Raw genomic sequence first — 11,356 nt, 5'->3', positions numbered from 1 at the left:
GCCACGCGCGTTATAGTTAGCAGACTTATTATAAGTCCATCGAAAGCAAACATGCTTTCCACCATAAAAGTTAAAAGGACAAACACCATGAAAAACGTAAAATTACTCGCAGCTGCCGGTATGCTCTCCCTGGTCTCTTTCGCTAGCTTCGCTCATCCGGTGAGCGTGACAGCAGACACCCTGGACAGCGCAGAAGCGAAAATCGCAACCATTGCGAAAGAACAAGGCGCTTCCTATCACATTACCGAAGCGTACACCGGCAACCAGGTCCATATGACCGCCGAGCTGTCTAAATAAGCGAATGGTTGCAGAGGGAGCTGCCGGACAGGCCGCCTGCGGGTGGCTGGTCTGGCTCCCGCCGCCCACCCCGCACGCAGCAATGTCGAGCCCCGTTACGGGGCTTTTTTCGTTTTTGCTCCCGCCGCCTGACGCGCCAGCGCGCGCTGGATAGACAGCACGCTCGCCAGCACCACGATCAATCCCATCAGCGCCATCCCCTGGATCTTTTGTCCGAGGAATATCCATCCCAGTACCACGGCGGTCACCGGGCTCAGCAGACTCATCGCCGACACGGCCACCGGTGAGAGGCGGCCAATCCCCCGAAACCACAGGCCATAGGCCAGCATGGCGCCCGCCAGGCACAGCCACAGATAGCCGGCCGCCTGCAGCACTGTTACCTGATGCAAAGGAGGGTCAACGATCAGCGCCACCGGGGCCAGCACCACCCCACCGATCGTCAGCTGCCAGCCGGTCAGCGCGACGATCGGCAGGGAGAGCGCCCAGCGCCGGGAGAGCCAGGTGCCCAGCGCCATACTGATCGCCCCGAGAAACGCCGCGCCGATGCCCAGCGGGTCGAGGACGGTGTGCGGCGACAGCAGCAGCATGGCCATACCGAGTATGCCGGCGATGGCGGATAACACGGCCAGCCAGGGCGAGCGCTGCCGGTCGACGCACCAGGCGAGGAGCATCACCAGCAGCGGCTGGATCGCGCCGATCACCGCCGCCAGCCCGCCGGGTAAGCGATAGGCGGCGATAAACAACAGCGCCTGAAACGCGCCGATATTTAAGATGCCGGTAACGATCAGCTTTGCCCATTCGCCGCGCTGCGGAAAACGACGGCTCCAGATCAGCAGGGCGATACCTGCCGGCAGCACCCGCAGCAGCGCAGCAATAAATGGGCGGTCAGGGGGAAGAAACTGGGAGGTGACGATGTAGGTCGTCCCCCAGATAGCGGGCGCCAGCGCGGTGAGCAGCAGGTCGAGAATCAGATTACGTGAGAGAAAAGCCATGATTTTATCTTCACTTCAAGGTAAATTAGTGAGTGAAGTATGTACCGCCAAGTATCTTGATATCAAGACAAGTGAGCACTAATGGACAAATCACCGCCGATCGACGCCGTGGATCGCATCCTCGCCCAGTGGCAGCGGGAGCGGCCAGACCTCGACTGCAGCCCCATGGGGCCGATAGGTCGCCTGAAACGATGCGCTATGCTGCTGGAGCCGCAGGTGGAAGTGGCCTTTACGCGCCACGATCTGGTGCGCTGGGAGTTTGACATGCTGGCGACGCTGCGGCGCGCCGGGGCGCCTTTCGTACTTTCGCCCACCCAGCTCTTCTCCACGCTGATGATTACCTCCGGCACCATGACCCATCGTCTGAAGGCGCTGGAGAAACGCGGGTTTATTACCCGCCTGCCCAATCCGGAGGATGCCCGCAGTATGCTGGTCGCCCTGACTTCCGCCGGACGCGAACGGATCGATGCCGCAGTGGAAACCCACGTCGACAACGAACGGCAACTGCTGGCAGGACTCAGTGACGGTGAACGCCAGCAGTTGGATCAGGCGCTGCGGGTGTTGATGCGACTGCTGGAAACGGGCTAACAGCCAGCGGCGATAAAGTCGCCGTTGGCGCTGATCGGCACCACGCTGAAAAACAATCCCACGGCAAAGAGGATCAGCGCCAGACCGCCGAGGATCTTCATCAGCGGAACCAGCCAGGGCCGCGGGCGGTGATTCGTGGCCAATCGTTTGACCGTCCGATGGCGCGCATAGTGAACCAGTAGCGACAGACCGAGGATCGAGAGCGCGGTGCCCAGTGCCATGCTCATCACCGCGGCGATGCCCCAGCTAACAATCCCCAACGCATTGGCGAATAATAAAATCATGATCGCCCCGCTACAGGGCCGAACGCCGATAGCCAGCACCACGCCAAGGCGCGTCTTCCAGTCAGCGCCCTGCAGATCCTGCCCCACGCCGTGATGGCCGCAGCCGCACGAGGCGTCATGCTGATGCGCTGGCGTCAGACGGCGAATCACCTGTTTTGTCGGCCACAGGCTTTGCAGAGCGCGAAAGATAACATAAGCCCCAAAGACGCCGATGGTCAGGGCGCTGATCTTCTCGACGTACCAGCGGCTGGCGCTAAGATCGCCGGCGGCCAGATTCAGCCCCACCGCAAGAATAAAGACAAAGAGTATCGCAGTGACGCCCTGCAACAGGCTGCCGAGAAAGGGCACCACCCGCGCCGCCGTCAGGCTCTCCTGATTGGTGCTCAGGTAGGTCGTCACGATAAATTTACCGTGTCCCGGTCCGACGGCGTGCAGCACGCCATAGAGAAAGGCCCCCACCAGCAGCCAGATACCGCCGCTGTACTGATGGTTATTCAGCAACAGAAGGTACATCACCAGATAGCGATGCAGGGTAATTTGGGTGGCGAGACACCACTGGAGAAAGTCACCCCAGTGGCTGTGCAAGGTGATAGCGGCGGCCAGCAGTAGAAGGCCGCCGCACCCGGCCGCCAGCAGGCGCCAGTCGCGGAGCGCAATCGGAGTCGTCATCGTTATACCATTGTAGTAAACGTAAACCGCCTGACAGCAACTTTACGACAGGCGAGCGAAGGTGTCAGCGCTGAAGGGTGAGGAATTTGTCGAAGCTGTTCACGGGATTGTTCGTAGTCACCAGGCTCCGCATTATCTACCGATCGCTATCTTCCCGACACCGTATTAGCGCAGAATGCCTCAATATCTTGAGCATACCACAGCTATATCTTTTTATGCGTTATTGGTTACCAATACCTTTTAACAGGAATAATTACTCAAAAAATCACAGATAAAAATAAATAAGTTATTTCTTGGCGAGCATTTTTTGTCAGTTATTATGCTGCGCTTCCGGCAAGAATATTCTTTAACTGCTATTTATTGCACTCTTCAGCAGGATCACTTCCATGAAAAGAGGCTTACTTACCCTGGTTACTGCTGCCATCGCTTTCCGTACAGGCCACCTGGCGCAGCGACAAGCGCCAGGTGGCACGTGACGAAAAGTGGTGAACCGGCAGGCTTCGGCGTATCCTGGATGTGAGTCCTTCCCGCGCCGAAGCGAGTATTCCAACCCGCCGCCAGACCGTGTCGCAATACTTACCTGTCCTCTACTACCTCCATTGATATCTTCCTGTATACGTTGACCGTGACGAGTTTTCATCTCATTCAACCGCATGTACCAGATTAAGCTTACCCGTTGAAATACGGCGTAATGTGCTCTATTACAGACAATGCTATTATCACCAGGCTTTTTGCAGTATGGTTTAATCACTGTTGTAGTTTTGCAGTGAATGCTATCCAGACGACTTAAGGTTGTATTTTGTCTGAGAAATTTCTCATGCCATTCCCGAAAGTTGTCGGCGAGGGAGGCTGGTTTACTGGGGTGACATTGCCCAGTAAACAGGCAATCAATCATGACGGCATTGATAGCCGCCTTGCCGTGGCCGGAAGCCCAAGCCTTCATCATCATGCGGGTATCATCAAGAGGATCAGGGATGTACAGGACGTGGAAACCCCCAGGAAAGATTCATCAGTTCAGCCAGCTCACCCTTTCTTTACCCTTCAGATCGCGGCCTCTTATCGTTAGCAATGGAGCTAGCCCATGATACCGCTCGCGCTCGTAGCAAATTAAAACGTTATCACCACGCTGTTTCAAAATAAAAAGGCAGTCAAATTTAACAATGACCTGACGCAGGCTCGGAAAACCAAAAATATGCCTGCAATAAAAGGGAAAACCATGACGAATAACGCCGACTTAAAAAAAAGGAACTTCCTGACTCAGAATGAAATTGAGTCTTTACTTAAAGCGGCCGATACCGGTCCTTATGCTGCACGTAATTATTGCCTGACGTTACTGTGCTTCATCCATGGTCTGCGCGCCAGCGAGATCTGTCGTCTACGAATATCGGATATCGACCTTGCTGCCCGATGTGTTTACATCCATCGGCTTAAAAAAGGGTTTTCGACTACCCACCCGTTGCTGGATAAAGAGATCTACGCCCTAAAGCGCTGGCTGGCCATTCGCAGCAGCTGGCCGCAGGCCGCCAGCGAATGGCTGTTTCTCTCCCGCAAAGGTAATCCCCTTTCCCGCCAACAGTTTTATCAGATTATCGCGTCCTCAGGGGGACTGGCAGGGCTGCCACTGGAGATCCACCCGCACATGCTGCGGCACTCCTGTGGCTTTGCGTTGGCGAATATGGGGATCGATACCCGCTTGATACAGGATTATCTCGGGCATCGCAATATCCGCCACACCGTCTGGTATACGGCCAGCAATGCGGGACGCTTCTATGGCATCTGGGACAATCCCCGTGACAAACAGCGATCGTCGCTGATCCAATAGCCTTGACGCCACGGATGGCGTTGTATCGCGATCGGTCGACAAATTAAAATATTCATGATTATTAACCCTGCGTTAATTAGGATTACTGTTCCCACAAGTTCTTATTTAATCCTTATTACTGAGAGTTAATATAACCCTGCGTTTACTCAGGAATTAGACTGGGTATTTATTGGTGGGAAAAATTTCCGCGGCTGTATTTTTAATAACGGCTGGTAGTGAAAAATATCCTTTCATTTTATATACCTGGCGGCAACCCGCGCAGATACTATTGAGCCGATGATTAAAATCTTTAAAATTAAGAATTATCACCCGACGATATTTTTAGTGTCTGGCAATGTAATATGTTATCAATTCGTGATTAATCATCTTCACCCTGTACCGTTTTAGCATTACAGAACCTACTTTCGTCATGGAGTATGGTTTCGCTGTGACGGTCATTCATACCTATTTTCAGGAGCAACTATTGTGAACCGACGTCGTTTTCTAACCGCCAAAGAAGTTCAGGCCATGATGCAGGCTGCTCGTCAGGGCCCTACCGGCGAACGGGACTACTGCCTCATTCTGCTGGCCTTTCGCCATGGCATGCGCATTAGCGAACTGCTGGATCTGCATTATCACGATCTGGATCTCCATGAAGGGCGGGTTAATGTGCGGCGATTAAAGAATGGTTTTTCGACGATTCATCCACTGCGTTTTGATGAGCGCGAGGCGATTGAGCGCTGGAGCCTGGTCCGTGCCGGCTGGAAAGCGGCGGACAAAACGGACGCACTGTTTATCTCCCGCCGCGGTACAGCGCTCTCCCGCCAGCAGGCGTATCGTATTATTCGCTCCGCCGGGGAAAATGCGGGTACCGTCACGCACACTCACCCCCATATGCTGCGTCACGCCTGCGGCTATGAACTGGCTGAAAGAGGGACAGATACGCGTTTGATACAGGATTATCTAGGACATCGTAATATTCGTCACACAGTACGTTACACCGCCAGTAATGCGGCACGTTTCGCTGGCATCTGGGAAAGAAATAATCTTTTAGAGGAAAAAGACCAGAAGACGAAAAATGAAATAACTGATTGATTTTAAATAATTAAAAAAATAACGAACAGGTCAATTGGGGCCAAACTGTTTATATCATAAAAATGTTTTGACATATTTTGCAACTCACTGCGCCATATTTCCGCAAAAAAAATCATATCTCATTGATTATTATCTATTTTTAAACCTGCAATTACTCAATTTTCTCTAACCATATCTCTGCTGCACCGGCGATCCGTCGCCAACGCCATCGCTATTCCTTTCGCACCCCCTCCCACCACACCAGATTATATTACCATAAAAACCAAATTTGGCAGAATTTAAAACCACATAATACCAAGTTGACACAAAATACAGATCATTTATCCCAACGAGTCAAAATGGCCCCAATTGTCTCATCGGTTGGGCGAAAACTGTGCAGAGCCGGCAGCCGGACCACTCGGCTGAAATCTGAAATGCCTGGAAGGCACAACGGCTGCCAATCCGGTTCGTTATTTCGACATCGTTCAAAGGAAAACAGTATGAAAATCAAAACACTGGCAATGATTGTTGTGTCAGCCCTGTCACTGAGCTCCACGGCAGCTCTGGCCGATACCACCACGGTCAACGGCGGGACCGTGCATTTTAAAGGAGAAGTCGTTAATGCGGCCTGTGCGGTGGATGCCGGCTCTATCGATCAAACCGTTCAATTAGGCCAGGTGCGTTCCGCGAAACTGGCCACGGCGGGGAGCACCAGTTCGGCCGTCGGTTTCAACATCCAGCTGGATGATTGCGACACTACGGTAGCCACCAAAGCGTCCGTCGCCTTCGCCGGTACGGCCATCGACAGCAGCAATACCACCGTTCTGGCCCTGCAAAACTCTGCCGCCGGCAGCGCAACCAACGTCGGCGTGCAGATCCTCGACAATACCGGTACGCCACTGGCACTGGACGGCGCCACCTTCAGTGCTGCGACCACGCTGAATGACGGCCCCAACATCATCCCGTTCCAGGCACGTTACTACGCGACCGGCGCAGCGACGGCTGGTATAGCGAACGCGGATGCCACGTTCAAAGTGCAGTACGAGTAAGACCCGAGTCAGGCAAGGAAGCTATTCGGGCCAGGAGGGCCCGCTCTCTATTTTCAACCGGAGTGAAACGATGCAGGGAATGAAATCTGGTCTGCTGCTGCTACTGCCTCCGCTGGCGCTGGCCGGTAATCATTGGAACGTCACGTTGCCGGGGGGCAGCATGCGTTTTCAGGGCCTGATAATGGCGAGCTCCTGCCGCGTCGAAGCCGGCGATCGGCAGATGACGGTCAATCTGGGGCAGATCAGCAGTAATCGATTTCATGCTGTCGGCGAAGACAGCAACCCAATCCCTTTCGCGATTCATTTACAGGATTGCAGTACGGCGGTCAGCCAGCATGTGGGTGTGACCTTTCACGGCGTGGCTGATGGAAAAAACCCCGATGTGCTGTCGGTGGGTGAAGGTCCGGGGATCGCCAGTGGGATCGGTATTGCGCTATTCGACAGCCAGGGCCAGCAGCTCCCGCTCAATCGTCCAGCGGATCGCTGGATATCACTCTACCGCGGACCGACGACGCTAAATTTCGTCGCCAAATATCGGGCGACCGGACGCCAGGTCACCGGCGGTGCAGCCAATGCCCAGGCCTGGTTCTCATTGACCTATCAGTAATTAATCCGCAGACAAACAGGACAACACGGTGAGCAGACAAGGAGATAATGTGAGAAAAACGGCAACGATGGCGCATGGCTTACTGGCAGGATGTGTGCTTTTCGCCGCCAGTATCTTTAGCACCAGCGCGCAGGCGGGCGTTGCGCTTGGCGCGACCCGGGTTATCTACCCGGCGGGACAGAAGCAGGTCCAGCTCGCGGTGACCAATAATGATGACAACAGTACCTGGCTTATTCAGTCATGGGTGGAAAATGCCGATGGTCAGCGAGACGGCCGGTTTGTCATCACTCCTCCGCTGTTTGCCATGCAGGGTAAAAAAGAGAACACCCTGCGCATTATCGACGCCACCAATAACCAGCTGCCGCAGGATCGGGAAAGTCTGTTCTGGATGAACGTGAAGGCGATCCCTTCGATGGATAAATCAAAGCTCAGCGACAATACCCTGCAGCTGGCGATTATCAGCCGCATCAAGCTCTACTACCGTCCGGGAAAACTGGCCCTGCCTCCGGATCAAGCGGCGGAAAAGCTGACCTTTAGCCGTAGCGGATCGTCGCTGACGCTGACGAACCCCACCCCCTATTACCTGACGGTGACCGAACTGAACGCCGGGACACGCATTCTGGAGAACGCCCTCGTACCGCCGATGGGCAAAACCAGCGTCAAGCTACCCGCGGATGCCGGGAACACCATCACCTATCGCACGATTAATGATTACGGCGCGCTGACGCCGAAAATGAATGGCGTGCTGCGCTAACCCAGAAGCGCCCCGCCGCGCGGGACACGCTGCGCATGACCAGAAGCAATGACAGCCGGGCAACGTCGGACCGGAGGGATAATGTCACATCGGAAATATGGACTGGATCATTTAGGTTGCCGAACTGCCCGGCGCCTGGTATCTCCGGCGCTGGCGCTGTGGCTCTGCTCACAGCCGTTTGCCGCGCGGGCGGACCTCTATTTTAACCCCCGCTTTTTAGCTGACGATCCGGCGGCGGTGGCTGACCTGTCGGGATTTGAAAAAGGCCAGGAGGTTCCGCCAGGCACCTATCGCGTCGATATTTATCTCAACAATGGTTTTATGACCACCCGGGACGTCACTTTCCAGGCCGATGCCCAGGGTCACGGTCTGTCACCCTGCCTGACGCGCGGCCAGCTGGCGAGCATGGGTGTGGATACCGGTCGGGTGCCGGGCATGGCAACGCTGGACAGCACGGCCTGCGTGCCGCTGACCACGCTTATCAGCGAAGCTACCACGCGCTTCGACGTCGGGCAGCAACGCCTGTACCTCACCGTCCCCCAGGCATTTATGGGTAACCATGCGCGCGGCTATATTCCGCCGGAGCTGTGGGATAACGGTATCACCGCCGGGCTGATTAACTATAACTTCACGGGCAATAACGCCCATAACACCACAGGTGGCAGCAGCCGTTACGCCTATCTGAATCTACAGAGCGGCCTGAACATTGGCGCCTGGCGTCTGCGCGATAACAGCACCTGGAGCTACAGCAGCGGCGGTAGCACCTCATCCAACGAGAATCGCTGGCAGCACGTTAACAGCTGGCTTGAGCGGGACATCACGCCTCTGCGTTCGCGACTCACCCTAGGGGACAGCTACACCAACGGCGATGTCTTCGACGGGATCAACTTCCGCGGCGCCCAGCTGGCCTCCGACGACAATATGCTACCGGACAGCCAGAAAGGCTTTGCGCCGGTGATCCACGGGATCGCCCGCGGCACGGCGCAGGTGTCAATCAGGCAAAACGGCTACGAAATCTACCAGAGCACAGTGCCGCCGGGACCATTTACCATCGACGATCTCTACGCCGCGGGCAATGGCGGCGATCTGCAGGTCACGATCAAAGAAGCGGATGGCTCCCGCCAGGTCTTCAGCGTGCCCTGGTCAACGGTGCCGGTTCTCCAGCGTGAAGGCCATACCCGCTTCGCCCTCACCGCCGGGGAGTACCGCAGCGGCAACAGTCAGCAGGAAACGCCCGATTTTTTCCAGGGCACGGCCATGCATGGCCTGCCGGCAGGCTGGACGCTCTACGGCGGCACCCAGCTGGCAGACCGCTATCGCGCCTTTAACCTTGGGGTGGGGAAAAACATGGGCTATTTCGGCGCCCTGTCGCTGGATATCACTCAGGCCAACGCCACCCTGGCTGACGACAGCGAACATCAGGGGCAGTCGGTGCGTTTTCTCTATAACAAATCCCTGGATGAGACCGGCACCAACCTGCAGCTGGTGGGCTACCGCTACTCTACCCGCGGCTATTATAACTTTGCCGATACCACTTACCGCCGGATGAGCGGCTACAGTGTGGAAACCCAGGACGGCGTTATCCAGGTAAAACCGAAATTTACCGACTACTACAATCTGGCTTACAGCAAGCGCGGCAAGGTGCAGCTGAGCGTGACTCAGCAGTTGGGGCGCACCGCCACCCTCTATCTCAGCGGTAGCCACCAGACCTACTGGGGCACCGACGATGCCGATGAGCAGCTGCAGGCCGGCCTCAACGCCGCCGTGGACGATATCAACTGGTCGCTAAGCTACAGCCTGACAAAAAACGCCTGGCAGCAGGGGCGCGATCAAATGCTGGCGATCAATATCAATATCCCCTTCAGCCACTGGCTGCGTTCCGACAGCCGCTCGGTCTGGCGGCACGCCAGCGCCAGCTACAGCCTGTCGCACGATCTCAATGGCCGCATGACCAATCTGGCGGGCCTGTACGGCACCCTGCTGGAAGACAACAACCTCAGCTATAGCGTGCAGACCGGCTATGCCGGCGGCGGCAACGGCGACAACGGGAGCACAGGCTACACCGCCCTCAACTACCGCGGCGGCTACGGCAACGCCAACGTCGGCTACAGCCGCAGCGATGGCTTTAAACAGCTCTACTACGGGGTCAGCGGCGGCGTGCTGGCGCACGCCAACGGCATCACCCTGAGCCAACCGTTAAACGATACCGTGGTGCTGGTGAAAGCCCCCGGCGCCGGCGGCGTGAAAGTGGAAAACCAGACCGGGGTACGCACCGACTGGCGCGGGTATGCCGTCCTGCCTTATGCCACTGAGTATCGCGAAAACCGGATCGCGCTGGATACCAACACCCTGGCGGACAATGTCGACCTTGACGATGCGGTGGTCAGCGTGGTGCCCACCCATGGGGCGATTGTCCGCGCCAACTTCAACGCCCAGGTAGGGATGAAGATCCTGATGACGCTGACCCATCGCGGCAAACCGGTGCCGTTTGGCGCCCTCGCCACCGGCGACAGCAACCAGAGCGGCAGCATCGTCGCGGACAACGGCCAGGTCTACCTGAGCGGGATGCCGCTGGCGGGCAAAGTGCGGGTGAAATGGGGCGATGGCCCGGACGCTCAGTGCGTGGCCGATTACCGTCTGCCGCCGGAGAGCCAGCAGCAGGCGCTCAGTCAGCTTTCGGTCGCGTGCCGCTAAGGAGATCATGATGAGAACACTGCAGTATCTGCTGGGCGCCCTGTTCACCCTGGGCGCACCGGCTGCCTTTGCCGCCGATAGCACGATCACCATCAGCGGCTATGTCCGCGATAACGCCTGCGCGGTAGCCGGCGAATCGAAGGATTTTACTGTCGATTTACAGGATAACGCCGCGAAGCAGTTTTATGCCGTTGGGGCGACGACGCCGCCGGTGCCGTTCCGCATCGTGCTGTCGCCCTGCGGCACTTCCGTCACCGCGGTGAAGGTCGGTTTCACCGGCGTGGCGGACAGCGTCAACACCAGCCTGTTAAAACTCGATGCCGGGACCTCGGCGGCGGCAGGAATGGGGGTGGAAATTCTCGATCAGCAGCAGTCCCGGCTGCCGGTCAATGCGCCGTCATCCACCATGACCTGGACCACGCTGACCCCGGGCCAGACCAATATTCTCAACTTTTACGCCCGGCTGATGGCCACTCAGGTGCCCGTCACCGCCGGGCATGTCAATGCGACAGCGACATTCACCCTGGAATTTCAGTAAGCGGAGGCT

The 11,356-nt window shown here is 56.6% G+C and carries 12 protein-coding genes; 10 read left to right on the top strand and 2 right to left on the bottom strand.

Features of this window, described 5'->3' with window-relative positions; all coding sequences use genetic code 11:
• The first annotated feature begins 87 nt into the window (after positions 1 to 87).
• Positions 88 to 297, top strand: a complete 210-nt coding sequence (locus tag LPQ25_RS04190; RefSeq protein WP_002916131.1) for a YdgH/BhsA/McbA family protein — start codon at positions 88 to 90, stop codon at positions 295 to 297.
• 95 nt (positions 298 to 392) lie between these two features.
• Here LPQ25_RS04190 and LPQ25_RS04185 read toward each other — a convergent pair whose 3' ends face one another.
• On the bottom strand, positions 393 to 1,289 hold the full coding sequence (locus tag LPQ25_RS04185; RefSeq protein ID WP_004181213.1) for an EamA family transporter: 897 nt from the start codon (positions 1,287 to 1,289) through the stop codon (positions 393 to 395).
• Between the two features lie 81 nt (positions 1,290 to 1,370).
• Between LPQ25_RS04185 and LPQ25_RS04180 the strand changes: the two genes are divergently transcribed.
• Positions 1,371 to 1,877 (top strand): MarR family winged helix-turn-helix transcriptional regulator, encoded by a 507-nt coding sequence (locus LPQ25_RS04180; protein WP_002916184.1) that lies wholly within the window; start codon positions 1,371 to 1,373, stop codon positions 1,875 to 1,877.
• Here LPQ25_RS04180 and LPQ25_RS04175 read toward each other — a convergent pair.
• On the bottom strand, positions 1,874 to 2,830 hold the full coding sequence (locus LPQ25_RS04175; RefSeq protein ID WP_004889905.1) for a nickel/cobalt transporter: 957 nt from the start codon (positions 2,828 to 2,830) through the stop codon (positions 1,874 to 1,876). The genes LPQ25_RS04180 and LPQ25_RS04175 overlap by 4 nt on opposite strands.
• Before the next feature lie 817 nt (positions 2,831 to 3,647).
• On the opposite strand from LPQ25_RS04175, the gene LPQ25_RS04170 reads away from it, so the two are divergent.
• The 8 genes from LPQ25_RS04170 (at position 3,648) to LPQ25_RS04135 (ending at position 11,347) form a co-directional block, all read left to right on the top strand.
• Complete coding sequence (locus LPQ25_RS04170) at positions 3,648 to 3,896, top strand: hypothetical protein (protein WP_002916186.1); 249 nt, start codon at positions 3,648 to 3,650, stop codon at positions 3,894 to 3,896.
• A gap of 150 nt (positions 3,897 to 4,046) precedes the next feature.
• Complete coding sequence (gene fimB, locus LPQ25_RS04165) at positions 4,047 to 4,652, top strand: type 1 fimbria switch DNA invertase FimB (RefSeq protein WP_015875142.1); 606 nt, start codon at positions 4,047 to 4,049, stop codon at positions 4,650 to 4,652.
• A gap of 465 nt (positions 4,653 to 5,117) precedes the next feature.
• On the top strand, positions 5,118 to 5,726 hold the full coding sequence (fimE, locus tag LPQ25_RS04160) for a type 1 fimbria switch DNA invertase FimE (RefSeq protein ID WP_002916189.1): 609 nt from the start codon (positions 5,118 to 5,120) through the stop codon (positions 5,724 to 5,726).
• Positions 5,727 to 6,205: 479 nt separating this feature from the next.
• A complete protein-coding gene (fimA, locus tag LPQ25_RS04155) occupies positions 6,206 to 6,754 on the top strand; it encodes a type 1 fimbrial major subunit FimA (RefSeq protein WP_002916190.1) in 549 nt (182 codons plus the stop codon).
• A gap of 70 nt (positions 6,755 to 6,824) precedes the next feature.
• Positions 6,825 to 7,361 (top strand): type 1 fimbrial minor subunit FimI, encoded by a 537-nt coding sequence (locus LPQ25_RS04150; protein WP_004174507.1) that lies wholly within the window; start codon positions 6,825 to 6,827, stop codon positions 7,359 to 7,361.
• A gap of 67 nt (positions 7,362 to 7,428) precedes the next feature.
• On the top strand, positions 7,429 to 8,115 hold the full coding sequence (locus tag LPQ25_RS04145) for a fimbria/pilus periplasmic chaperone (protein WP_048333405.1): 687 nt from the start codon (positions 7,429 to 7,431) through the stop codon (positions 8,113 to 8,115).
• Between the two features lie 81 nt (positions 8,116 to 8,196).
• On the top strand, positions 8,197 to 10,809 hold the full coding sequence (locus tag LPQ25_RS04140; RefSeq protein ID WP_009308599.1) for a fimbrial biogenesis usher protein: 2,613 nt from the start codon (positions 8,197 to 8,199) through the stop codon (positions 10,807 to 10,809).
• A gap of 10 nt (positions 10,810 to 10,819) precedes the next feature.
• Positions 10,820 to 11,347: a type 1 fimbrial adaptor subunit FimF gene (locus tag LPQ25_RS04135; protein ID WP_014906962.1), complete on the top strand. Its 528-nt coding sequence runs from the start codon at positions 10,820 to 10,822 to the stop codon at positions 11,345 to 11,347.
• The last annotated feature ends 9 nt before the right edge of the window (positions 11,348 to 11,356 follow it).

This window comes from Klebsiella sp. KPN54798, assembly GCF_021184225.1.
Lineage (GTDB): Bacteria > Pseudomonadota > Gammaproteobacteria > Enterobacterales > Enterobacteriaceae > Klebsiella > Klebsiella pneumoniae.
The sequence above is the reverse complement of the archived record's forward strand: the minus strand, read 5'-3'. Positions and strand labels throughout refer to the sequence as shown.

What these genes read in the sequence shown, in the direction of transcription:
- LPQ25_RS04175 (WP_004889905.1), bottom strand. Translation starts at nt 2,830, where the DNA reads ATGACGACTCCGATTGCGCTCCGCGACTGGCGCCTGCTGGCGGCCGGG.
- LPQ25_RS04185 (WP_004181213.1), bottom strand. Translation starts at nt 1,289, where the DNA reads ATGGCTTTTCTCTCACGTAATCTGATTCTCGACCTGCTGCTCACCGCG.
- LPQ25_RS04180 (WP_002916184.1), top strand. Translation starts at nt 1,371, where the DNA reads ATGGACAAATCACCGCCGATCGACGCCGTGGATCGCATCCTCGCCCAG.
- LPQ25_RS04135 (WP_014906962.1), top strand. Translation starts at nt 10,820, where the DNA reads ATGAGAACACTGCAGTATCTGCTGGGCGCCCTGTTCACCCTGGGCGCA.
- LPQ25_RS04170 (WP_002916186.1), top strand. Translation starts at nt 3,648, where the DNA reads ATGCCATTCCCGAAAGTTGTCGGCGAGGGAGGCTGGTTTACTGGGGTG.
- LPQ25_RS04150 (WP_004174507.1), top strand. Translation starts at nt 6,825, where the DNA reads ATGCAGGGAATGAAATCTGGTCTGCTGCTGCTACTGCCTCCGCTGGCG.
- fimA (WP_002916190.1), top strand. Translation starts at nt 6,206, where the DNA reads ATGAAAATCAAAACACTGGCAATGATTGTTGTGTCAGCCCTGTCACTG.
- LPQ25_RS04145 (WP_048333405.1), top strand. Translation starts at nt 7,429, where the DNA reads ATGGCGCATGGCTTACTGGCAGGATGTGTGCTTTTCGCCGCCAGTATC.
- fimB (WP_015875142.1), top strand. Translation starts at nt 4,047, where the DNA reads ATGACGAATAACGCCGACTTAAAAAAAAGGAACTTCCTGACTCAGAAT.
- LPQ25_RS04140 (WP_009308599.1), top strand. Translation starts at nt 8,197, where the DNA reads ATGTCACATCGGAAATATGGACTGGATCATTTAGGTTGCCGAACTGCC.
- LPQ25_RS04190 (WP_002916131.1), top strand. Translation starts at nt 88, where the DNA reads ATGAAAAACGTAAAATTACTCGCAGCTGCCGGTATGCTCTCCCTGGTC.